Origin of the sequence: Burkholderia sola, from assembly GCF_905400185.1 — a bacterium.
GTDB lineage: Bacteria > Pseudomonadota > Gammaproteobacteria > Burkholderiales > Burkholderiaceae > Burkholderia > Burkholderia sola.
Map to the genome: position 1 here is coordinate 344387 of NZ_FR989675.1, position 23930 is coordinate 368316.

Below are 23930 nucleotides of genomic sequence, written 5' to 3' on the forward strand. Positions count from 1 at the left end.
GTCATCGCCTCGTTGCGCGCGCCGCGCGGGCGGCATCGCGTCGTTACTTCGTGGCTGCCGGGCCCGATGCCGGGGCGGGCATGGTCGATGCGGTGCTCGACAGTTCGGGCGACAGCGTGAGCGGCGAGCCGGACGTGTCGGGCGTCTCGTCGGACGACGCGTTTTCGTCGGTCGGTTTCACGTCCGACGGCGGCGTGTTCTGCTGCTGGATCGGCTTGGGCATCGGGGGTACGGTGGGCAGATAGAGCGCGCCGCTTTGACCGCAGCCGGCAAGAATCGCCAAAGCCGCTACAATCGCGCTCATCCGGAAAACGACTCGCATGATCGTCCCTGAACAATTTAACCGATAGAGTTTAGCATGTCCGATACTGAATACCTGGCCCGTGCCGAGGCCGTGCTGGCGGCCGTCGAGCGTACCGTGGACGTCGCGAACGACGGCGATCACGACATCGATCTGGAGCGCAACGGCAGCGTGCTGACGCTGACGTTCGAAAACGGCTCGAAGATCATCGTCAACCTGCAACCGCCGATGAAGGAAGTGTGGATCGCCGCGAAGGCCGGTGGATTCCACTACCGTTTCGTCGACGGTGCGTGGCGCGATACGCGCACGGGCACCGAGTTCTTCTCGGCGCTCACCGAATACGCGACGCAGCAGGCCGGCCTGCCGATCACGTTCGGCGCGTGACGGCCGGGGCAGCGGGTCCCGAATGTCGTGCCCAAAGAAAAAGCGCCCCGCGGGGCGCTTTTTTCATGGTCGGGCCGCGGGTCAGTGGCCCTGGAACAGGTTCATGATGTCCTGCTTTTCCTGTTCGTCGACGTGCGGCACGGCCTCGTCGACGTTCTGCGCGGCCGGCGCCTGCGGCACGCCGACCGTCGACACGAAGCCGTGCCCCGGCGTGAACTCGGTGAAATACAGCTCGCCGCCGAGCGACTCGACGCCGTCCGGCACCGTCGGCTTGAATTCCGGCACGCCCTTCAGCGCCGCACCCATGTAGTCGATCCAGACCGGCAGCGACAGGCCGCCGCCGGTTTCGCGATCGCCGAGGCTGCGCGGATTGTCGTAGCCGATCCACGCGATCGCGGCGAGCGTGTGCTGGTAGCCGGCGAACCAGGCGTCGTGCGAGTCGTTCGTCGTGCCGGTCTTGCCCGCGAGGTCGGCGCGCTTCAGCACGTTGGTCCGCGCGCCCGTGCCGCGCTGCGCGACGCTCTGCAGCAGGCTGTTCATCACGTACGCGTTGCGCGCGTCGATCGCGCGCGGCGCGTTCTGCTCGGCGACGAGCGGCTGCGCGCGCGCGACGATCGCGCCGTTCGGATCGGTGACCTCGGCGATCAGGTACGGATTGACGCGGTAGCCGCCGTTCGCGAAGACCGAGTACGCGCCTGCCATTTGCAGCGGCGTGACCTGGCCGGCGCCGAGCGCCATCGGCAGGTAGGCCGGATGGCGCTCGGCGTCGAAGCCGAAGCGCGTGATGTATTGCTGCGCGTATTTCGTGCCGATGTGGTTCAGGATCCGGATCGACACGAGGTTGCGCGAGCGCTGCAGCGCGGTGCGCATCGACATCGGGCCCTCGAAGCCGCCGCCGTAGTTCTTCGGCTCCCACGGCTGGCCGCCCGTTTCCGCGGCGCTAAAATACAGCGGGCCGTCGTTGATCACGGTCGCCGGCCCGAGGCCCTTGTCGAGCGACGCCGAGTAGATGAACGGCTTGAACGACGAACCCGGTTGCCGCCATGCCTGCGTGACGTGGTTGAACTTGTTCTTGTTGTAGTCGAAGCCGCCGACGAGCGAGCGGATCGCGCCGTCCTGCGGGACGATCGACAGGAACGCACCCTCGACCTGCGGCAACTGCGTGATCGACCACTTGCCGGCGTCGTTCTTCACCACGCGGACGATCGCGCCCGGGCGGATCCGGCGGTTCGGCTGCGCGTTGGCCGACAGCGCGCCTGACGCGAAGCGCAGGTTGTCGCCGTCGATCGTCGCGGTACTGCCGTCGATGAACGCCACCGTGATCTGGCGCGGGCTCGCGGCCGTCACGACCGCGGCGATCAGCTCGCCGTTGTCGGGATGCTCGAGCAGCGCGTCGTCGATCGCCTGTTCGCGGTCGTCGGCACCGGCCGGCAGCTCGATGAAGCCTTCCGGCCCGCGATAGCCGTGACGGCGCTCGTAATCCATGATGCCCTTGCGCAGCGCGGTGTACGCGACCTGCTGATCCGCGGAATCGATCGTCGTGACGACGTTGAAGCCGCGCGTGTAGGTTTCCTCACGGTACTGCGCGTACATCATCTGTCTGACCATTTCGGCGACGTACTCCGCGTGCACGCTGAAATCGCGGCCCGGACCCTTGACGACGAGCGGCTGCGCGGACGCTTCGTCGTACTGTTCGCGCGTGATGAAGTTCAGCTCGAGCATCCGTTGCAGGATATATTCCTGGCGTACCTTCGCGCGCTTCGGGTTGACGACCGGGTTGTACGCGGACGGCGCCTTCGGCAGCCCCGCGAGCATCGCGGCTTCCGCGAGCGTGATGTCCTTCAGGTCCTTGCCGAAATAGACCCGTGCGGCGCTCGCGAAGCCGTACGCGCGCTGGCCGAGATAGATCTGATTCATGTAGACCTCGAGAATCTGATCCTTCGTCAGCGCGCGCTCGATCCGGTACGCGAGCAGCATCTCGTAGATCTTGCGCGTGTAGGTCTTCTCGCTCGACAGGAAGAAGTTGCGTGCGACCTGCATCGTGATCGTGCTCGCGCCCTGCGACGCGTGGCCGTTCGTCAGCGCGACGAAGCCGGCGCGGATGATGCCGGTGAGGTCGACGCCGCCGTGATCGTAGAAGCGCGCATCCTCGATCGCGAGGATCGCCTTCTTCAGCGAGTCGGGCACGTCCTTGAAATGGACGACGTCGCGGCGCTCCTCGCCGAATTCGCCGATCAGCACGTGATCGGACGTGTAGATGCGCAGCGGCACCTTCGGGCGATAGTCGGTCAGCGCATCGAGCGACGGCATGTTCGGCCAGGCCACGACGAGCGCGTAGCCGAGCACGAGGCCGCCGGCCACGACGAGGGCCACGCACATCGCGGCGAAGCCGAGCAGGACTTTTTGCCACCAGGGCCGCTTCTTCGGCTCCGGGGCGGGAGGCGGGGACGTAGGAGTCGTGGATTGCATAGGCATACCGGAAAACAGTCCCGCGATTATAGCTGCCCGGTAAGAGCGCTCCTGACGCGGGGGCCGCCCGTCGCCAAGCCGCGGGTCGGCGTGCCGTCAGCATAGTCCGTGCACGGCCGCCGTGGACCAATGCTGGCCGTTTGGCCGACTGTCGGCGGCGCGCGTCGCTTTGCAGAATCAGGTCTCGGATGCGCGGCATGGGCCGCGACGATCTCGGGAGGCTGGGATGGCAGGACGATGGGTGGCGCGGTTTGCACAGGGCAGGCACCGGTCGACGGGAATCGACGTCGGTGCGCACGAAGTGAGGGTGGCCGTGCTGAGCCGGCGCGGCAGGGAAGCGGAGGTGCGCGTCGAGGGGCTCGAGCGCGAACCGGTTGGCTTGGCGGGCGGGCCGGAGGACGCGCGTTGGGCGGCGGTCGCGCGGTCGCTGGCGGCGGCCGTGGCGCGGCTGTCGGCGTCCGACGTGCAGTGCGACGCGCGCGGCGTGATGGCGCTGCACGATGACGAGATGCGCACCGCGACGCTCGATCTGGCCGGGCGCGGCGACATCCCGGACGCCGCGCGGCAGGCCGCCGAACGCATCTCGGGGCTCGCGCCGGACAGTCTCGCGTTCGACTGGCGGCACTACGGCGGCGCGCGGTCCGGCGAGATCGCGGTGGCGGTCGCGCCGCTGGCGCTGCTCGAGCGGCGGATCGACGTGGCCGCGCAGGCCGGTATCGACCTGACGGTGATCGACGGCGAGTCGGCCGCCGTGCTGCGCGCGCTGCGCTATGCCGCACGGTTCGAACTCGATGCGCAGGGCGCGTACGCCGTGCTCTGGTTCTGCGACGCGGGCGTGCGCGGCTGGCGAATCGAGGGACGGTCGGCGATGCAGGTGCTCTCCCTGTCCGGCACGTTGCCGGAGGCGCTTCCCGATGCGTTGCGTCGGCGCGTGCTGGGGGTCGTGGGCTGCGTACTCGTCGCCGGGGACGAGCGATGTATCGCCCGCTTCGATACGTCGATTGCCGAGATCGGCGACGTGCTCGGCACGGCAGTGGTCCCGTTCGACTGCACGGGCTGGGACGGCCTGCCGTGCGCGCGCGCCGCCGTGCCAGGCGGCCCGGCGTTTGCCGTCGCGTTCGGGCTCGCGTTGCGTGGGGTGTGGGAATGACGGCCGGTCACGTGGCGGCAAACGGAGACGGCGCGGCGGCGCAGCAGCTCGTACAGGCGGTACTCGGCGACTTCAACCTGCTGCCGTACCGCGAGCGGTTGGCGCGGGCATTGCGGCGTCGGCGGGCCACGCAGTGCGGTGTGGCGATCCTGCTCGGCGTGCTTGGCGCCGGTCTGTGGACGGGCGCTGCGGTGTTGTCGCGGTGGCGGGTGGATGCCGAGCGCGCCGGCGTGGAGGCGCGGCTGCGACAGGTGCAGCCGCGGGTGGCCGTTGCGACGCGCGCGGCCGATGCAGCCGCCGCCGTCGCGCGACGCGACGCGCAGGCGGCTGCGCTGGCCGCACCTTACCGGCGCGTGGCCGGGTTGCTGGCGACCCTGAAGCAGGTGCGCGCCGATCATGTCCGGCTCGATGCGCTGCGCATGACGACGACCGGCGCCGTGCTCGATGCGCGCGCCGCGAGTTACCGGGCGGCTGCGCTGTGGCTCGCCGCGATGGCGCGCGAGCAGCGCGACTGGCGGATCGATATAGATACGTTGAAGCCTGCGTCGGATGCGCCGGCTTCGACGGCCGGGATGCCGTTCCGGTTCTCGGTGCAGTTGCGCTGGCACGATGCGACGTCGTCGCGGACGGTGTCGGGAGGGGGCGCATGACGGCGCTCGCGCATTGGCCGGCGCTGCGCGCGGGCGCCAGGGCGGGCCACATGCCGCGCGTGTCGGCGGCCGCCGCGCATGCCGCGGGTTGCGTGCTGGCGTTCGCGGCCGTGCTGGCAGGCAGCATTCATCTGGCGAATGCGGCCGACTGGAGCGGGCTGGCACGTAGTCGCGCGTTGCTCGCCGCGGCGCAGGCGCGCGCGGCCGACGCGCAGCGCGTCCTGGCTTCCGCCGGACAACGACGCGACGGGCATCCTGCGTCGACGCGTGACGATCGCTTGCCGCCTACGCCGGAATGGGCCGCGCTGATGCTGGCGCTGGCCGATCTCGCCGCGTCGAGCGGGTTGCACGGCGTATCGATCGAACCGCAGCGCGCCGATGGCGCGGCACCGGACGGCCGACGCACCGTACACATCGCCGCGGACGGCGGCTTTCACGCGTTGCTGCATATGGTTGGCGGGCTGGCGCGCTTCCCGGTGTTGGCGGTACCGTCGGCGCTGCGTATCGAGCGTGGCATGTCGGCGGCGCGGGTGGATATGTCCGTCGACGTATTTCCGGCGCTGCAGGCGACAACGGCCGCGGCGGGCAACACGCCGGTTCGCGCCGCTGCGCCCGACGCCGATCCATTCGACGAGGGGGGCCTCGCCGAAGCGGCGGGGTGCGCAGCCCGCCTTGCCGGCACGATTCGCGACGCGCGTACCGGTCTCGCGTTGTTCGACGACGGCGACGGCGCGTTCACGGCCGTCGCACCTGGCGAGGTGCTGGGGGCCGCGCGCGTGGTGCGTATCGACCGCGCGGCCGTGACGCTTGCGACGGCGGACGGATCGCAGCGGCTTGTGCTTGACGACGGAGGCCGGCCATGACGAAGCACGGCTGTTGGATGCTCGTCATCTGGGCCGGCGTGACGGCGGACGGCGCAAGCGCGTCGGTGCCGCCGCTGCCGGCGGTCTGGCCGGCCGGGCCGACGAATGTGTCGGTGCCGCGCCTGCCGCAGCCGCTGCGCGTGGCCGACAGCGTGGACAGCGCGGTAGCGGAGGACGCCGGCCCGCCGCCGTTCGATCAGGCGGCGCGCACGGCGCTGCAGACGGAAGCCGCCGCGCCGGTCCCCGCGCTCGAGGGGCCGCCGATCCCGCTGGCGCCGCCGGCCCGGATGAGCGACGCCGCGGCACGGCAACCGGGCGATGCGGACGACGAGCGGCGGATCTCGCTGAATCTGCAGGGCGTCGGGCTCGCGGCGGCGTTCGACGCGATCGCGCGATTCACGGGGCTCAATATCGTCGTCGGCGAGCAGGTGCGCGGCACGGTCACGTTACGTCTGAACAATGTCCGCTGGCGCGACGCGTTCGACACGCTGCTCGACACGCACGGGCTGGCGATGTCCCGGCGCGGCAACGTGATCTGGGTCACGCCGGCCGCCGAGCTGGCCGCGCGCGAACGCGAGCGCTTCGACATGCATGCGCGGGCCGCCGATCTGGAGCCGCTCGCAAGCCGTACGTTCGTGCTGCACTATCCGCGCGCCCAGGACGTGCAGCGGCTGCTGGCCGGCGCGACCGGCCAGCGCCTGCTGTCGAAGCGCGGCGCGGCGGCGGCCGATCCCCGTACGAACCTGCTGTTCGTGACCGATCTCGCGCCGCGCATCGTGCAGATCGCGGGCCTGATCGACGCGATCGACCGGCCGTCGCGGCAGGTCCGGATCGAGGCCCGCATCGTCGAAGGCGAGCAGGGTTTCTCGCGCAACCTCGGCGCACGTGTCGCACTGCGTGCGCAGGGGTGGCCGTCGTCGGCCGAGGGCACGTCCTTCACGGCGGACGCGCGCAACGCGCTGGATCTCGCCGCGCGGCCGCTCGGCGGCTTCGATGCGGCGACCGCCGGCTTCACGCTGTTCGCCGCGCCGCTCAGCCGCGTACTCGACATCGAGTTGAGCGCGCTGGAAGCGCAAGGCCGGGGCCAGATCGTTTCGCGTCCGCGGGTGGTGACGGCCGACCGCGTGAAGGCCATCGTCGAGCAGGGCGCCGAGCTGCCGTACCAGGCGAAGGTCGGCAACGGCATGAGCGGCGTGCAGTTCCGCCGCGCGACGCTGAAGCTGGAGGTCGAGCCGCAGATTACGCCGGACGGGCGCGTGGTGCTCGATCTCGACGTGACGAAGGACAGCGTCGGCGAGCCGACCGCGGCCGGCCCCGCGATCCATACGAAGCACGTGCAGACGCGCGTCGAGGTCGAGAATGGCGGGACGGTCGCGATCGGCGGCATCTATGAACAACTGAGCCGGAACGATGTGACGCGGGTGCCGCTCTTGGGCAAAATACCGTTTCTGGGCGCGCTTTTCCGGCACCGCGCGCAGCGCGACCAACGCAACGAACTGGTCGTCTTCATCACGCCGACCGTCGTCGATGCGCGTTGCGGCGCACCCGGCGCGGGCGACGCGGATGCCGAGGAAACGGGGCCGGAAGCCGCCGGCGCAGGCTCGACAAGGCAGCCGCTTTGCCAGTAAGCTGCGCCACACACCAGCAAGATTGAAGCAGAGGAAGCCGTTGCAAGCGCGGGACCCACATGCAAACGTATTTTTCGTCGGCCTTATGGGAGCGGGTAAGACCACCGTGGGCCGTGCGGTCGCGCGTCGTCTCGACAGGACGTTCTTCGACTCCGACCACGAAATCGAGGCCCGTACGGGCGCGCGCATTCCGGTGATCTTCGAGCTGGAGGGCGAGGCCGGCTTTCGCGATCGCGAAACGCAGGTGATCGCCGAGCTCGCGCAGCGCGAGAACATCGTGCTCGCGACCGGCGGGGGCGCGGTGCTGCGCCCGGAAAACCGCAACAGCCTGAAAACCAACGGCATCGTCGTCTACCTGCGCGCCAACCCGCACGATCTATGGCTGCGCACGCGCAAGGACAAGAATCGCCCGCTGTTGCAGACCGAAGATCCGAAGGGGCGTCTGGAAGCGCTGTACGAAGTGCGTGACCCGCTGTACCGCGAATGCGCGGATTTCGTCATCGAGACCGGCCGTCCGTCGGTCAACGGTCTCGTCAACATGGTGTTGATGCAACTCGAACTGGCCGGCGTCATCGCCAAGCCGCTACAAGCATGATTACTGTCAACGTCGATCTGGGCGACCGCGCCTACCCGATTCATATTGGCGCCGGCCTGATCGGCCGCACCGAGCTGTTCTCGCCCCACATCAAGGGTTCGTCGGTCACGATCGTCACGAACACGACGGTCGATCCGCTCTACGGCGACGCGCTGCGCGCGGCGCTCGCGCCGCTCGGCAAGCGCGTGTCGACGGTCGTGCTGCCGGACGGCGAGGCATACAAGAACTGGGAAACGCTGAACCTGATCTTCGACGGCCTGCTGACGGATCACGCCGATCGCAAGACGACGCTCGTCGCGCTCGGCGGCGGCGTGGTCGGCGACATGACCGGCTTTGCCGCCGCGTGCTACATGCGCGGCGTGCCGTTCATCCAGGTGCCGACGACGCTGCTGTCGCAGGTCGATTCGTCGGTCGGCGGCAAGACGGGCATCAACCACCCGCTCGGCAAGAACATGATCGGCGCGTTCTACCAACCGCAGGCCGTGATCGCGGACATCGGCGCGCTCACGACGCTGCCCGATCGCGAGCTGGCGGCCGGCGTGGCCGAGATCATCAAGACCGGCGCGATCGCCGATGCGGCATTCTTCGACTGGATCGAGGCGAACGTCGATGCGCTGAATCGTCGCGAGCCCGCCGCGCTCGCGCATGCGGTGAAGCGTTCGTGCGAGATCAAGGCGAGCGTCGTCGCGGCCGACGAGCGCGAAGGCGGCCTGCGCGCGATCCTGAACTTCGGCCACACGTTCGGCCATGCGATCGAGGCCGGGCTAGGCTACGGCGAATGGCTGCACGGCGAGGCGGTCGGCTGCGGAATGGTGATGGCGGGCGACCTGTCGGTGCGGCTCGGCCTGCTCGACGAAGCGTCGCGGCAGCGCCTCGATGCGGTGATCGCGGCCGCGCATCTGCCGACCCGCGGGCCGGCGCTCGGCGATGCGCGCTACATCGACCTGATGCGCGTCGACAAGAAGGCTGAGGCCGGCGCGATCAAGTTCATCCTGCTGAAGCGATTCGGCGATACGCTGATCACGCAGGCGCCGGACGAAGCGGTATTCGCTACACTGGCGCAAACGACCGGCTAACGGCGCCCGGATCCGCCGGCGCGCCTGACATGGAGGAGACGTGAGCGAGACATCCAGCAGCACATTGCCCGAAGCCAGCCGCGCATCTGCTGCGCCGGTGGCCGAGCCGCCGACGCTGGCGGCGCTGGAAGCCCATCTCGCTCCGTATGCCGCGCACGCGTCGCAGTCACGCGGCCGCCGCCATCCGGAAACCCCGCCGGCGGCGCGCACCGAATTCCAGCGCGATCGCGACCGCATCGTCCATTCGACCGCGTTTCGCCGGCTCGAATACAAGACGCAGGTCTTCGTCAATCACGAAGGCGACCTGTTCCGCACGCGCCTCACGCACAGCCTCGAAGTCGCGCAGATCGCGCGCTCGGTCGCGCGCAACCTGCGACTGAACGAGGATCTCGTCGAAGCGATCTCGCTCGCGCACGATCTCGGCCATACGCCGTTCGGCCATGCCGGGCAGGACGCGCTGAATGCGTGCATGCGCGAGCACGGCGGCTTCGAGCACAACCTGCAGAGCCTTGCGGTGGTCGACGAGCTCGAGGAGCACTACGGCGCGTTCAACGGGTTGAACCTGTGCTTCGAGACGCGCGAAGGCATCCTGAAACACTGCTCGCGCGAGAATGCACGCAAGCTCGGCGCGCTCGGCGAGCGCTTCCTGCAGGGCCGCCAGCCGTCGCTCGAGGCGCAGCTCGCGAACATCGCCGACGAGATCGCCTACAACAACCACGACGTCGACGACGGCCTGCGTTCCGGCCTGATCACGATCGAGCAGCTCGCGGAAGTCGAGCTGTGGCAGCGTCACTACGACGCGGCGCTCGCCGAATTCCCGCACCTCGAAGGCCGCCGTCTCGTGCACGAGACGGTGCGCCGCATCATCAACACGCTGATCGTCGACCTGATCGACGAAACCACGCGCAATCTCGTGCGCGTCGCGCCCGCGTCGCTCGACGACGTGCGCGACGCGCCGCCGCTCGTGTCGCACAGCCCCGAGGTCGCCGCGCAGGCAGCGGCCCTCAAGCGCTTCCTCTTCAAGAACCTGTATCGCCACTACAAGGTGATGCGCATGGCGAGCAAGGCGCAACGCGTCGTCACGGGGCTGTTCGACGCGTTCATCGACGATCCGCGCCTGCTGCCGCCGCCGTACCAGTCCGACGACGCGGCGCAGCAGCCGCGTCTCGTCGCGCACTACATCGCCGGCATGACCGACCGCTTCGCGCTGAAGGAATATCAGCGCCTGTTCGTCATCAGCGACAACTGACTGTCACAAACGATCACTAGACTTCGCCGGTTCAATGGCGACGGGAAGGTTGCACACGCTGTTGGTAACGTTTTCATAGGAGAGGTCGATGAAGAAGAAGCCTGCGGGGACACTGGTTCGTTCGATCGCGCTCGGCGGCGCGCTGATGTTCGGGGTGCAGCACGTGGCGCTCGCCGCGACGGAAATTCAGTTCTGGCATGCGATGGAGGCCGCGCTCGGCGAGCGGGTCAACGCGATCGCCGACCAGTTCAACGCGTCGCAAAGCGACTACAAGATCGTGCCGGTCTTCAAGGGCACCTACGACCAGGCGCTCGCGGCCGGCATCGCGGCCTATCGCAGCGGCAACGCGCCGGCGATCCTGCAGGTCTATGAAGTCGGCACGGCGACGATGATGCAGGCGAAGAAGGCGGTCGTGCCCGTCTACGACGTGTTCAAGCAGGCCGGCGTGACGCTCGACGAGAAGGCGTTCGTGCCGACCATCGCGAGCTACTACAGCGACGCGAAGACGGGCCACCTCGTGTCGATGCCGTTCAACAGCTCGACGCCGGTGCTGTACTACAACAAGGACGCGTTCAAGAAGGCCGGCCTCGATCCGAACCAGCCGCCGAAGACGTGGGCCGACGTGAAGGCCGATGCCGAGAAGCTGCGCAAGTCGGGGATGGCGTGCGGCTTCACGACCGGCTGGCAGGGCTGGATCCAGCTCGAAAACTACAGCGCATGGCACGGGCTGCCGTTCGCGAGCCGCAACAACGGCTTCGACGGCACCGACGCCGTGCTCGAGTTCAACAAGCCGCAGCAGATCGAACATGTCGCCTTCCTGCAGCAGATGGCGAAGGACGGCACGTTCACGTACGCGGGCCGCAAGGATGAAGCGTCGGCGAAGTTCTACAGCGGCGACTGCGGGATCCTGACGACGTCGTCGGGCGCGCTCGCGAACGTGCAGAAGTTCGCGAAGTTCAGCTACGGCACGGGCATGATGCCGTACGACGCGAACGTGAAGGGCGCGCCGCAGAACGCGATCATCGGCGGCGCGAGCCTGTGGGTGCTGGCCGGCAAGGATCCGGCGACCTACAAGGGCGTCGCGAAATTCCTCTCTTACCTGGCGTCGCCCGCGGTCGCCGCGAAGTGGCACCAGGACACGGGCTACCTGCCGGTCACGACCGCCGCGTACGACCTGACGCGTCAGCAGGGCTTCTACGCGAAGAACCCGAGCGCCGAAACCGCGATCAAGCAGATGCTGAACAAGCCGCCGCTGCCGTACACGAAGGGGCTGCGGCTGGGCAACATGCCGCAGATCCGCACGGTCGTCGACGAGGAGTTCGAACAGGTCTGGGCGCAGAAGAAGTCGCCGAAGGACGCGCTCGATTCGGCCGCGTCGCGCGGCGACGAACTGCTGCGCCGCTTCGAGAAGTCGGGCGGCTGAGCACGCATCGCGTCGTGCCGCCGGCGGCGCCGCGCGCGAGCGCGTGCCGTCCGGCGGCGCGGTTTCCCTTCCGTTTCGCCTGACCGGATATCCGCGATGCAATCCCGTTCCCGTTTCGGTACGAGCCCGGTGCCGTACCTGCTGATCGCGCCGCAGCTCGCGATCACCGCCGTGTTCTTCCTGTGGCCGGCCGGCGTCGCGCTGTGGCAGTCCACGCAGATGCAGGACGCGTTCGGCACGTCGAGCGAATTCGTCGGCTTCGCGAATTTCACGCACCTGTTCGCCGATCCGCTGTATCTCGATTCGTTCCGCACGACGCTTGTGTTCAGTTCGCTCGTCACCGTGAGCGGGCTCGTCGTGTCGCTGTTGCTGGCCGCATGCGCCGACCGCGTGATCCGCGGCGCGCGCGTGTACCGCACGCTGCTGATCTGGCCGTACGCGGTCGCGCCGACGATCGCGGCCGTGCTGTGGGCGTTCCTGTTCAACCCGAGCATCGGGCTGATCACGTATGCGCTCGCGAAGGGCGGCATCGTGTGGAACCACGCGCTGAACGGCGGCCAGGCGATGTTCCTCGTCGTGCTGGCGTCGGTGTGGAAGCAGGTGAGCTACAACTTCCTGTTCTTCTACGCGGGGCTGCAGGCGATTCCGCGCTCGCTGATCGAGGCGGCCGCGATCGACGGCGCGGGGCCGGTGCGGCGCTTCTTCAACATCGTGCTGCCGCTGCTGTCGCCGACGAGTTTCTTCCTGCTGGTCGTGAACCTCGTCTACGCGTTCTTCGACACGTTCCCGGTGATCGACGCGGCCACCGGCGGCGGCCCGGCGCAGAGCACCAAGACGCTGATCTACAAGATCTTCGCGGAGGGCTTCCAGGGGCTCGACATCGGCAGTTCGGGCGCGCAGTCGGTCGTGCTGATGATCATCGTCGTGGGGCTCACGGTGATCCAGTTCCGCTTCGTCGAGCGCAGGGTCCAATACGCATGATCGAAAATCGCAAGGGCTTCGACCTGTTCTGCCACGCGGTGCTGATCGCGGGTGTCGTGCTGATCGTGTTTCCCGTCTACGTCGCGTTCTGCGCGGCGACGATGAACGCGCAGGAAGTGTTCGCGGTGCCGCTGTCGCTCGTGCCGAGCACGCACCTGTTCGAGAACGTCGCGTACATCTGGGGGCACGGCAGCGGCGGCGCGACGGCGCCGTTCGGCCGGCTGCTCGTGAACAGCTTCGCGATGGCGCTCGGGATCGCGGTCGGCAAGATCGCGGTGTCGATCCTGTCCGCGTACGCGATCGTCTATTTCCGCTTCCCGTTCCGCAATACGGCGTTCTGGCTGATCTTCGTCACGCTGATGCTGCCGGTGGAAGTGCGGATCTTTCCGACCGTGCAGGTCGTGTCGACGCTGCACCTGACGAACACCTACGCGGGGCTCTCGCTGCCGCTGATCGCATCGGCGACCGCGACGTTCCTGTTCCGCCAGTTCTTCATGACGCTGCCCGACGAGCTGATGGACGCGGCGCGCATCGACGGCGCGGGGCCGCTGCGCTTCTTCTGGGACGTCGTGCTGCCGCTGTCGAAGACGAGCATCGCCGCGCTGTTCGTGATCACGTTCATCTACGGCTGGAACCAGTATCTGTGGCCGATCCTGATCACGACGGAAGCGTCGCTGTCGACTGCGGTGGTGGGCATCAAGACGATGATCGCGAGCGGCGACGCCGCGACCGAATGGCAATACGTGATGGCGGCGACGCTGCTGGCGATGATCCCGCCGCTCGTCGTCGTGCTGGCGATGCAGCGCTGGTTCGTGCGCGGCCTCGTCGATTCCGAGAAATGAATGACCGACGGTAACCGGGAGAAGGACCAGGTATGGCTGCGCTGAGCTTGAAGGGCGTCAGGAAATCCTACGACGGCAAGCAGCACGTGCTGCATGGCATCGACGTGGAGATCTCCGACGGTGAATTCATCGTGTTGGTCGGCCCGTCGGGCTGCGGCAAGTCGACGTTGCTGCGGATGATCGCGGGGCTCGAGAGCGTGACGGACGGCGAGATCGCGATCGGCGACCGGGTCGTCAACACGCTGGAGCCGAAGGACCGCGACATCGCGATGGTGTTCCAGAACTATGCGCTGTACCCGCACATGACGGTCGCGCAGAACATGGGCTACGGGCTGAAGATTCGCGGGATCGAGCGCGCGACGATCGATGCGCGGGTGGCCGCGGCCGCGAAGATCCTCGAGCTCGAGCCGCTGCTCGCGCGGCGGCCGCGCGAACTGTCGGGCGGGCAGCGGCAGCGTGTCGCGATGGGGCGCGCGATCGTGCGCGAGCCGTCGGTATTCCTGTTCGACGAGCCGTTGTCGAACCTCGACGCGAAGCTGCGCGTGCAGATGCGGCTCGAGATCCAGCGGCTGCATGCGCGGCTCGCGACGACGAGCGTGTACGTGACGCACGACCAGATCGAGGCGATGACGCTCGCGCAGCGGGTGATCGTGATGAACCGCGGCTACGCGGAGCAGATCGGCGCGCCGGTCGACGTGTACGAGAAGCCGGCGACGGTGTTCGTCGCGGGCTTCATCGGCTCGCCGGCGATGAACCTGATGCACGGCCGGCTGTCGGACGACGGCGCGACGTTTACGGTTGCGGGCGGCGGCCCCGCGCTGCCGGTCGCCGGCGCGCCCGGCATCGGCACGGAGATCGCCACCGGGCGCGACTGGGTGCTCGGCGTGCGTCCCGAGCACATGACGCCGCAGCCGGGCGTCGCGCAGGCGACGCTGCCGGTCGACTCGTGCGAACTGCTCGGCGCGGACAATCTCGCGCACGGCCGCTGGGGCAATCACGATGTCGCGGTGCGCCTGCCGCACGCGGATCGTCCCGCGCGCGGCACGGCGCTCGCGGCTGCGCTGCCTGCGCACCGGCTGCATTTCTTCGATCCCGAGACCGGCAAGCGTGCCGGCTGAACCTGCTGCACCTGCCGAGAGACCGACGATGACATCCCGTACCGGCTGGCCCTATCCGCGCGTCGTCGCCCATCGCGGCGGCGGCACGCTCGCGCCGGAGAACACGCTCGCCGCACTCGACGAGGGTGCGCGCCGCGGCCACCGGATGGTCGAGTTCGATGCGAAGCTGTCGGCCGACGACGTGACGTTCCTGCTGCACGACGACACGGTCGATCGCACGTCGAATGGGCAGGGTGCGGCGGCGGGCATGCGTTATGCGGCGCTGGCCGCGCTCGACGCGGGCGCGTGGCTCGACGCGCGCTTCGCGGGCGAACGGATGCCGACGCTGGAGGCGGCCGCGGCGCGCTGCATCGCGCACGGGCTGGCCGCGAACGTCGAGATCAAGCCGTGCCCGGGGCGCGAACGCGAAACCGGGCAGCGTGTGGCGGCCGACGCGGCCGCGTACTGGCGCGATGCCGCGGTGGCGCCGCTGCTGTCGTCATTCTCGTTCGACGCATTGCAGCAGGCGCGCGCGACCGTGCCGGGCCTGCCGCGCGGGATGCTCTACGAAGTCGTGCCGGACGACTGGCAGGCGCAGGTGATCGATGCGCTCGGCTGCGTATCGTTGCATGTAGACCACAGTCGGCTCGACGAACCGCTCGTGCGCGCGATCAAGGCCGCCGGGCTGCGCATCCTGGTTTACACGGTGAACGACCTCGAACGGGCGCGCGAACTCGCGCGTTGGGGCGTCGATGCCATCTGCACGGACCGCATCGACCTGATTGCGCCCGACGCGCTGGACGGCATCGACGCCGTCTGATGGCCGCAGCCACGGCTTGCGCCGCGGCGGCGCTGGCGAAACCGTTGCGCGGAACGTGCCTGACGCGAAAAAACGACGCCCCGACGGGATTCCCGCCGGGGCGTTTTGCATCGTGGCGACGTTACGTCAGGAAAAATCCGCTACAAATTGCAGCAGGATTAACCATTCCCCAAATATTCGACTACGCTTAGAAGCGGTAGCCGACGTTCAGGTACGTGACGATCGGGTTCAGCGAGATCTTCGCCTTCGACGTTTCGGTCAGGGTACCGACCGGCGTCCGGCGGGCCGTCGTGAAGGTCGCGGTCACCTTGACCGGGATGTACGAGAGCGACAGCCCCGCGAACCAGTGTTTGGTGAAGTTGTACGTGAAGCCGGCGTTGAAGACGGGCGCCCACTGGTTGCTGGTCGTCGCGCTGGTCGGGCCGCCGAGCACGCCGTTCTCGAAGCTGCTGTTCGTGATCTTCGCGCCGGTGAACCAGACGTACGTCGCGCCGACGCCGACATACGGACGGAACTTCGCATTGGCGTCGTTGAAGTGGTAGCGCAGCAACACGGCGGGGCTCCACTGGTACGCACGGCCGAGTACGCCGAATCTTTCGAACTGACCCTTGCCGGTAATGTCGAACTTCGGCGGTATCCCCATCACGAGCTCGGTGGAGATATGGTCGGTGACGAAGTAGCCCGCCGCGAGGCCCAGCGTGTCGGCGTCGTTGATGCCGGCGCCGGTGTTGGGAATGGATTGGTTGATGGGCGTGCCGCCCACGCGGTAGACGAACAGCGGGTCGCTGCTGTCCTGCGGCGAAAGGTGCAGCCAGCCGGTGCTGACGTAGAAATCACCTGCGGATTGTGCGTGTGCCGTACCGCCCGCGAATGCGAATGCGAGCGCTGCGGCCCCCGTAATGGCCAGTTTTCGTTTCATTGTGTCTCCTCCGATCAAAGGCGTGCTCATTATGACGACTGCGTTTAAAACCAAACAAGCTCGTAAGTTAGAGTTTTCTCCCTAGGATTCGCACGACCGTACGCTTACGCGCGCCGCTGGGGCAGGCATTCCACGCAGGTGCGCAATTTCGGACCTCCGGGTATTTCCTAACGCGTTCAAACGGACATTCAGCATGGCACGGTTAGCACGACTCTACGTTCCCGACCAGCCGCAGCACGTGATACTGCGCGGCCTGGATCAGCAACCCGCGTTCGTCGACGACCAGGACTACGAACTCTTCATCGATTGCCTGAAGGCCGCCGCACGCGATCACCACCTGTCGGTGCATGCCTACGTGCTGCTGCCGCGCCAGGTGCAACTGCTCGTGACGCCGAGCGACGAGGCCAGCCTGCCGAAGGCGATGCAGGCCGTCGGCCGTCGCTACGTCGCGCATTTCAACCGGCGCTATTCGCGGCGCGGCACCCTGTGGGAAGGCCGCTATCGGGCGACGGTGATCGAAGGCGAGCGCTATTTCCTGCTCGCGAGCCGCGTGGTCGAGATGAGCCCGGTGCGCTCGCAGCTCGTCGCGACGCCCGAGGCCTATCGCTGGTCGAGCTACCGGCATCACGTCGGGCTCACCGTCGACAGCCTGATCACCGACCATCCGCTCTACTGGGCGCTCGGCAACACGCCGTTCGACCGCCAGCGCGCGTACAAGGAGCTGTGCGAGCAGCCGCTCGACGAGCGGCAGGCCGACCAGCTGCAGCAGGCGACGCTGAAGGGCTGGGTGCTCGGCGGCGAGAATTACCGCGAGTGGGCGGCGCGCACCGCGAACCGGCGTGTGTCGCCGTTGCCGCGCGGACGCCCCAGAAAGGTGCGCGAGAACACGCCGCCGATCCAGCAGTAACCCCGGAAAGGCAGGCTGGAAGCGGCGCAGCGGGCGCCGCTTCTTTTTGCACCAAATCGATACGCCCCTAATAAAAAGGCACCACATCAAGGCACTCATTTAATTGGGGTTCGATCAAGCGGTTTTTGTTGCTATTCCCTTGATTCGTCGCGTATATTCCGAATTCCGGTGGCCCGGGCGAAGCCTGCCCAACCACCGTCGGCCGCGCCGTCTCCCGCCGGGAGCGGGATCGATGGCAACAAGAAAACGGTTCAACGGCCTCCAGGCCCCCTTTACGACGGTGTCCCCATGAACGACCACCAGCAGCCGCTCGCCGCGGTGCCCGCCGCACAAGGTCTGTACGACCCGCAAAACGAACACGACGCCTGCGGCGTCGGCTTCGTCGCTCACATCAAGGGCAAGAAGAGTCACGAGATCATTCAGCAGGGTCTGAAGATCCTCGAGAACCTCGATCACCGCGGCGCGGTCGGCGCCGATCCGCTGATGGGCGACGGCGCGGGCATCCTGATCCAGATTCCGGACGCGTTCTATCGCGAGGAAATGGCGAAGCAGGGCGTGGACCTGCCGCCGGCCGGCGAATACGGGGTGGGGATGATCTTCCTGCCGAAGGAAAACGCATCGCGTCTCGCGTGCGAGCAGGAGCTCGAGCGTACGGTGAAGGCCGAAGGCCAGGTCGTGCTCGGCTGGCGCGACGTGCCGGTCGACCATGCGATGCCGATCTCGCCGACGGTGAAGGCGAGCGAGCCGCTGATCCGCCAGATCTTCATCGGCCGCGGCAAGGACATCATGGTGACGGACGCGCTCGAGCGGAAGCTGTACGTGATCCGCAAGACGGCGAGCCACCGCATCCAGGCGCTGAAGCTCAAGCACGGCAAGGAATACTTCGTGCCGTCGATGTCGGCGCGCACGGTCGTCTACAAGGGGCTGCTGCTGGCCGGCCAGGTCGGCGTGTACTACCGCGACCTGCAGGACCCGCGCGTCGTGTCGGCGCTCGCGCTCGTGCACCAGCGCTTCTCGACCAACACGTTCCCGGCGTGGGAGCTGGCTCACCCGTACCGGATGATCGCGCACAACGGCGAGATCAACACCGTGAAGGGCAACGTGAACTGGCTGAACGCGCGTACCGGCGCGATCGCGTCGCACGTGCTCGCCGACGATCTGCCGAAGCTGTGGCCGCTGATCTACCCGGGCCAGTCGGATACCGCATCGTTCGACAACTGTCTCGAACTGCTGGTGATGGCCGGCTACCCGCTCGTGCACGCGGTGATGATGATGATCCCGGAAGCGTGGGAACAGCACACGCTGATGGACGAGAACCGCCGCGCGTTCTACGAATACCACGCCGCGATGATGGAGCCGTGGGACGGCCCGGCCGCGATCGCGTTCACCGACGGCCGCCAGATCGGCGCGACGCTCGATCGTAACGGCCTGCGCCCGGCGCGCTACATCGTGACCGACGACGACCTCGTCATCATGGCGTCGGAGGCCGGCACGCTGCCGATCCCCGAATCGAAGATCGTCAAGAAGTGGCGCCTGCAGCCGGGCAAGATGTTCCTGATCGACATGGAACACGGCCGCATCATCGACGACAAGGAATTGAAGGACAACCTCGCGAACGCGAAGCCGTACAAGAGCTGGATCGACGCGGTGCGCATCAAGCTCGACGAGATCGAGCCGAAGGCCGAGGAAGTCGCGGCCGGCCGCACGCAGGGCGCCGCGCTGCTCGACCGCCAGCAGGCGTTCGGCTATACGCAGGAAGACCTGAAGTTCCTGATGGCGCCGATGGCGCAGCAGGGCGAGGAAGCCGTCGGTTCGATGGGCAACGACTCGCCGCTCGCGGTGATGTCGAACAAGAACAAGACGCTCTATCACTACTTCAAGCAGCTGTTCGCGCAGGTCACGAACCCGCCGATCGACCCGATCCGCGAGAACATGGTGATGTCGCTCGTGTCGTTCATCGGCCCGAAGCCGAACCTGCTCGACACGAACAACATCAACCCGCCGATGCGTCTCGAAGTGTCGCAGCCGGTGCTCGACTTCAAGGACATCGCGAAGATCCGCGCGATCGACCAGTACACGGGCGGCAAGTTCAGCGCGTACGAGCTCAACATCTGCTATCCGGTCGCCTGGGGCAAGGAAGGCATCGAGGCGCGCCTCGCGTCGCTGTGCGCGGAAGCCGTCGACGCGGTGAAGTCGGGCTACAACATGCTGATCGTGTCGGACCGCAAGACGGACGCCGAGCACGTCGCGATTCCCGCGCTGCTCGCCACGTCGGCGATCCACACGCACCTCGTCCAGCAAGGGCTGCGCACGAGCACGGGCCTCGTCGTCGAGACGGGCTCCGCGCGTGAAACGCACCACTTCGCGCTGCTCGCGGGCTACGGCGCGGAAGCCGTGCACCCGTACCTCGCGATGGAAACGCTCGCGAAGATGGCCGAAGGCCTGCCGGGCGACCTGTCGCCGGAGAAGGCCGTCTACAACTTCACGAAGGCGGTCGGCAAGGGCCTGCAGAAGGTGATGTCGAAGATGGGCATCTCGACGTACATGTCGTACACGGGCGCGCAGATCTTCGAAGCGCTCGGCCTGTCGAGCGACCTCGTCGAGAAGTACTTCAAGGGCACGGCGTCGAAGGTCGGCGGCATCGGCCTGTTCGAAGTCGCGGAAGAGGCGATCCGCCTGCACCGCGATGCGTTCGGCGACAGCCCGGTCCTGCGCGACATGCTCGACGCGGGCGGCGAGTACGCGTACCGCGTGCGCGGCGAAGACCACATGTGGACGCCGGATTCGATCGCGAAGCTGCAGCACGCGACGCGCAGCAACTCGTACCAGACTTACAAGGAATACGCGCACCTGATCAACGACCAGACCAAGCGTCACATGACGTTCCGCGGCCTGTTCGAATTCAAGGTCGAGCCGACCAGGGCGATCCCGATCGACGACGTCGAGCCGGCGAAGGAGATCGTCAAGCGCTTCGCGACCGGCGCGATGTCGCTCGGCTCGATCAGCACCGAAGCGCACGCGACGCTCGCGGTCGCGATGAACCGGATCGGCGGCAAGTCGAACACCGGCGAAGGCGGCGAGGACCAGAAGCGCTATCGCAACGAACTGCGCGGCATTCCGATCAAGTCGGGCGAGACGATGAAGTCGGTGATCGGCGACGAGATCGTCAGCGACATTCCGCTGAAGGACGGCGATTCGCTGCGCTCGAAGATCAAGCAGGTCGCGTCGGGCCGTTTCGGCGTCACCGCCGAGTACCTCGCATCGGCCGACCAGATCCAGATCAAGATGGCGCAGGGCGCGAAGCCGGGCGAAGGCGGCCAGCTGCCGGGCCACAAGGTGTCGGAATACATCGGCAAGCTGCGTTACTCGGTGCCGGGCGTCGGCCTGATCTCGCCGCCGCCGCACCACGACATCTACTCGATCGAGGATCTGGCGCAGCTGATCCACGACCTGAAGAACGTGAACCCGAGCGCGAGCATCTCCGTGAAGCTCGTGTCGGAAGTGGGTGTGGGCACGGTCGCGGCCGGTGTCGCGAAGGCGAAGGCCGACCACGTCGTGATCGCCGGCCATGACGGCGGCACGGGCGCGTCGCCGCTGTCGTCGGTCAAGCATGCGGGCACGCCGTGGGAGCTCGGCCTCGCCGAAACGCAGCAGACGCTGGTGCTGAACCGCCTGCGCGGCCGCATCCGCGTGCAGGCCGACGGCCAGATGAAGACCGGCCGCGACGTCGTGATCGGCGCGCTGCTCGGCGCGGACGAATTCGGCTTCGCGACGGCGCCGCTCGTCGTCGAAGGCTGCATCATGATGCGCAAGTGCCACCTGAACACATGCCCGGTCGGCGTCGCGACGCAGGATCCGGTGCTGCGCGCGAAGTTCAAGGGCCAGCCCGAGCACGTCGTGAACTACTTCTTCTTCGTCGCCGAGGAAGTGCGCGAGATCATGGCGCAGCTCGGCATCGCGAAGTTCGACGACCTGATCGGCCGCGCCGACCTGCTCGACACCCGCAAGGGCATCGAGCACTGGAAGGCGAAGGGCCTTGACTTCTCGCGCGTGTTCTACCAGCCGGAAGAATGCGAGGACGTCGCGCCGCGTCACGTCGACGTGCAGGATCACGGCCTCGAGCGCGCGCTTGACCACGTGCTGATCGAGAAGGCGAAGGCCGCGATCGAGAACGGCGAGCACGTGTCGTTCATCCAGCCGGTGCGCAACGTGAACCGGACGGTCGGCGCGATGCTGTCGGGCGTGATCGCGAAGAAGCACGGCCACGACGGCCTGGCCGACGACGCGGTGCACATCCAGCTGAAGGGCACGGCCGGCCAGAGCTTCGGCGCGTTCCTCGCGAAGGGCGTGACGCTCGACCTCGTCGGCGACGGCAACGACTACGTCGGCAAGGGCCTGTCGGGCGGCCGGATCATCATCCGCCCGACCAACGACTTCCGCGGCAAGTCCGAGGAAAACATCATCTGCGGCAACACGGTGATGTACGGCGCGATCGAAGGCGAAGCCTTCTTCCGCGGCGTGGCCGGCGAGCGCTTCTGCGTGCGCAACTCGGGCGCGACGGCGGTCGTCGAAGGCACGGGCGACCACGGCTGCGAATACATGACGGGCGGCACGGTCGTCGTGCTTGGCGAGACCGGGCGCAACTTCGCGGCCGGCATGTCGGGCGGTCTCGCGTACATCTACGATCCGGAAGGCACGTTCGCGGCCAAGTGCAACAAGTCGATGGTCGCGCTCGAGCCGGTGCTGCAGCAGGCCGAACAGGAGCGCACGGTCGACCGCGCGCTCTGGCACGAAGGCACGACGGACGAAGCGCTGCTCAAGGGGCTCGTCGAGCGTCATTTCCAGTTCACGGGTTCGCCGCGCGCGAAGTCGCTGCTGGAAAACTGGGACGCGGCGCGCCGCCAGTTCGTGAAGGTGTTCCCGCACGAATACAAGCGCGCGCTGGGCGAGATCGGTGCGAAGAAGGCGGCGAAGGAAGTGCTGGCCGCCTGAGCGACGAACGACATAGCGAATGCCGCGCGCGCCTGACGGCCGCGCGCGGCTCCCCCACCCGATACATCGAACAGAAGAGCACCTTATGGGCAAGGCAACCGGTTTTCTGGAGTTCGAACGCCGCCACGAGGCGTACGAAGCACCGCTCACGCGCGTGAAGCACTACAAGGAATTCGTCGCGGCGCTGACTGACGCGGACGCGAAGGTCCAGGGCGCGCGCTGCATGGATTGCGGCATCCCGTTCTGCAACAACGGCTGCCCGGTCAACAACATCATCCCGGACTTCAACGATCTCGTTTACCGCCAGGACTGGCAGCAGGCGATCGAAGTCCTGCACTCGACCAACAACTTCCCCGAGTTCACGGGCCGCATCTGCCCGGCGCCGTGCGAGGCGGCGTGCACGCTTGGGATCAACGACGACCCGGTCGGCATCAAGTCGATCGAGCACGCGATCATCGACAAGGCTTGGGGCGAAGGCTGGGTGAAGCCGCTGCCGGCCGAGCACAAGACCGGCAAGAAGGTCGCGGTCGTCGGTTCGGGCCCCGCGGGCCTCGCCGCCGCGCAGCAGCTCGCGCGCGCGGGCCACGACGTGACGGTGTTCGAGAAGAACGACCGTATCGGCGGCCTGCTGCGTTACGGGATTCCCGATTTCAAGCTCGAGAAGTGGCTGATCGATCGCCGCATGCGCCAGATGGAAGCGGAAGGCGTGACGTTCCGCACCAGCGTGTTCATCGGCAAGGAGCCGCTGCCCGAGTCGATCGGCAGCCTCGCGAAGGAAACCATCTCGCCGGACACGCTGAAGGAAGAGTTCGACGCGGTCGTGATCGCCGGCGGTTCGGAAACGCCGCGTGACCTGCCGGTGCCGGGCCGCGAGCTCGCGGGCGTTCATTTCGCGATGGACTTCCTGCCGCAGCAGAACCGCGTGAACGCGGGCGACAAGCTCGTCGACCAGCTGCTCGCGAAGGGCAAGCACGTGATCGTGATCGGTGGCGGCGATACGGGTTCGGACTGCGTCGGCACGTCGAATCGCCACGGCGCGAAGCAGGTCACGCAGTTCGAGCTGCTGCCGCAGCCGCCGGAAGAGGAAAACAAGCCGCTCGTGTGGCCATACTGGCCGATCAAGCTGCGCACGTCGTCGTCGCACGAGGAAGGCTGCGAGCGTGACTGGGCGGTCGCGACGAAGCGTCTCGAAGGCAAGAACGGCAAGGTCGAGAAGCTGATCGCGGTGCGCGTCGAGTGGAAGGACGGCAAGATGCAGGAAGTGCCGGGTTCCGAGTTCGAGATGAAGGCCGATCTCGTGCTGCTCGCGATGGGCTTCACGCAACCGGCCGCGCCGGTGCTCGACGCGTTCGGCGTCGCGAAGGACGCGCGCGGCAATGCGCGCGCGGCGACCGAAGGCGATCGTTCATACTACACGTCGGTCGACAAGGTGTTCGCGGCAGGCGACATGCGTCGCGGCCAGTCGCTCGTGGTGTGGGCGATCCGCGAAGGCCGCCAGTGCGCGCGCTCGGTCGATGCATACCTGATGGGGCATTCGGAACTGCCGCGCTGAGCTGAATCGCGCGAGCGGGTTTCGATGAACGC

General features: G+C 67.5%; 19 protein-coding genes. 16 read left to right on the forward strand and 3 right to left on the reverse strand.

The annotated features are described in order from the left end of the window. Positions 1-43: 43 nt before the first annotated feature. A complete protein-coding gene (lptM, locus tag KR541_RS01620) occupies positions 44-322 on the reverse strand; it encodes an LPS translocon maturation chaperone LptM (protein WP_050013157.1) in 279 nt (92 codons plus the stop codon). 36 nt (positions 323-358) lie between these two features. On the opposite strand from lptM, the gene cyaY reads away from it, so the two are divergent. Further along, positions 359-685, forward strand: a complete 327-nt coding sequence (gene cyaY / locus KR541_RS01625; RefSeq protein ID WP_050013156.1) for an iron donor protein CyaY — start codon at positions 359-361, stop codon at positions 683-685. Between the two features lie 81 nt (positions 686-766). On the opposite strand, the gene KR541_RS01630 is transcribed toward cyaY, so the two are convergent. Then, entirely contained in the window at positions 767-3154 is a 2388-nt protein-coding gene (locus KR541_RS01630) for a penicillin-binding protein 1A (protein WP_089488075.1), read from the reverse strand. Positions 3155-3380: 226 nt separating this feature from the next. Here KR541_RS01630 and KR541_RS01635 point away from each other — a divergent pair, with 226 nt between their 5' ends. From KR541_RS01635 to ugpQ, 12 genes are all read left to right on the forward strand, one after another. Beyond that, positions 3381-4304: a type IV pilus biogenesis protein PilM gene (locus tag KR541_RS01635; protein WP_050013154.1), complete on the forward strand. Its 924-nt coding sequence runs from the start codon at positions 3381-3383 to the stop codon at positions 4302-4304. Continuing rightward, positions 4301-4954, forward strand: a complete 654-nt coding sequence (locus KR541_RS01640; protein WP_050013153.1) for a hypothetical protein — start codon at positions 4301-4303, stop codon at positions 4952-4954. The genes KR541_RS01635 and KR541_RS01640 overlap by 4 nt, the downstream gene beginning before the upstream one ends. Beyond that, positions 4951-5817 carry a hypothetical protein gene (locus KR541_RS01645; protein ID WP_050013152.1) on the forward strand — a complete coding sequence of 289 codons (867 nt, stop codon included), beginning with the start codon at positions 4951-4953 and terminating at the stop codon, positions 5815-5817. Before KR541_RS01640 ends, KR541_RS01645 begins: the two co-directional genes overlap by 4 nt. After that, positions 5814-7445: a type IV pilus secretin PilQ gene (locus tag KR541_RS01650; RefSeq protein WP_050013151.1), complete on the forward strand. Its 1632-nt coding sequence runs from the start codon at positions 5814-5816 to the stop codon at positions 7443-7445. Before KR541_RS01645 ends, KR541_RS01650 begins: the two co-directional genes overlap by 4 nt. Before the next feature lie 40 nt (positions 7446-7485). After that, positions 7486-8040 (forward strand): shikimate kinase AroK, encoded by a 555-nt coding sequence (aroK, locus tag KR541_RS01655; RefSeq protein WP_050013150.1) that lies wholly within the window; start codon positions 7486-7488, stop codon positions 8038-8040. Then, positions 8037-9116, forward strand: a complete 1080-nt coding sequence (gene aroB / locus KR541_RS01660) for a 3-dehydroquinate synthase (protein WP_050013149.1) — start codon at positions 8037-8039, stop codon at positions 9114-9116. The genes aroK and aroB overlap by 4 nt, the downstream gene beginning before the upstream one ends. A gap of 40 nt (positions 9117-9156) precedes the next feature. Further along, entirely contained in the window at positions 9157-10365 is a 1209-nt protein-coding gene (locus tag KR541_RS01665; RefSeq protein WP_050013148.1) for a deoxyguanosinetriphosphate triphosphohydrolase, read from the forward strand. A gap of 88 nt (positions 10366-10453) precedes the next feature. Beyond that, positions 10454-11788: a sn-glycerol-3-phosphate ABC transporter substrate-binding protein UgpB gene (gene ugpB, locus KR541_RS01670; protein WP_089488077.1), complete on the forward strand. Its 1335-nt coding sequence runs from the start codon at positions 10454-10456 to the stop codon at positions 11786-11788. A 96-nt stretch (positions 11789-11884) separates the two neighbouring features. Then, positions 11885-12769 carry a sn-glycerol-3-phosphate ABC transporter permease UgpA gene (gene ugpA / locus KR541_RS01675; protein ID WP_027783324.1) on the forward strand — a complete coding sequence of 295 codons (885 nt, stop codon included), beginning with the start codon at positions 11885-11887 and terminating at the stop codon, positions 12767-12769. Then, entirely contained in the window at positions 12766-13611 is an 846-nt protein-coding gene (gene ugpE / locus KR541_RS01680; protein ID WP_089488078.1) for a sn-glycerol-3-phosphate ABC transporter permease UgpE, read from the forward strand. The genes ugpA and ugpE overlap by 4 nt, the downstream gene beginning before the upstream one ends. Positions 13612-13643: 32 nt before the next feature. Next, positions 13644-14729: a sn-glycerol-3-phosphate import ATP-binding protein UgpC gene (locus KR541_RS01685; RefSeq protein WP_089488079.1), complete on the forward strand. Its 1086-nt coding sequence runs from the start codon at positions 13644-13646 to the stop codon at positions 14727-14729. A gap of 28 nt (positions 14730-14757) precedes the next feature. After that, positions 14758-15528: a glycerophosphodiester phosphodiesterase gene (ugpQ, locus tag KR541_RS01690; RefSeq protein WP_216089321.1), complete on the forward strand. Its 771-nt coding sequence runs from the start codon at positions 14758-14760 to the stop codon at positions 15526-15528. Positions 15529-15715: 187 nt separating this feature from the next. Here the strand turns inward: ugpQ and KR541_RS01695 are convergent, their stop codons facing one another. Continuing rightward, complete coding sequence (locus KR541_RS01695; protein ID WP_050013143.1) at positions 15716-16447, reverse strand: OmpW/AlkL family protein; 732 nt, start codon at positions 16445-16447, stop codon at positions 15716-15718. Positions 16448-16640: 193 nt separating this feature from the next. Here KR541_RS01695 and KR541_RS01700 point away from each other — a divergent pair, with 193 nt between their 5' ends. The 3 genes from KR541_RS01700 to KR541_RS01710 all read left to right on the forward strand — a co-directional run bounded on the left by KR541_RS01700 (position 16641) and on the right by KR541_RS01710 (position 23898). Then, entirely contained in the window at positions 16641-17354 is a 714-nt protein-coding gene (locus KR541_RS01700) for a transposase (protein ID WP_027783329.1), read from the forward strand. A 288-nt stretch (positions 17355-17642) separates the two neighbouring features. Continuing rightward, positions 17643-22346 (forward strand): glutamate synthase-related protein, encoded by a 4704-nt coding sequence (locus KR541_RS01705; RefSeq protein WP_050013142.1) that lies wholly within the window; start codon positions 17643-17645, stop codon positions 22344-22346. 85 nt (positions 22347-22431) lie between these two features. Continuing rightward, on the forward strand, positions 22432-23898 hold the full coding sequence (locus KR541_RS01710; RefSeq protein ID WP_050013141.1) for a glutamate synthase subunit beta: 1467 nt from the start codon (positions 22432-22434) through the stop codon (positions 23896-23898). The last annotated feature ends 32 nt before the right edge of the window (positions 23899-23930 follow it).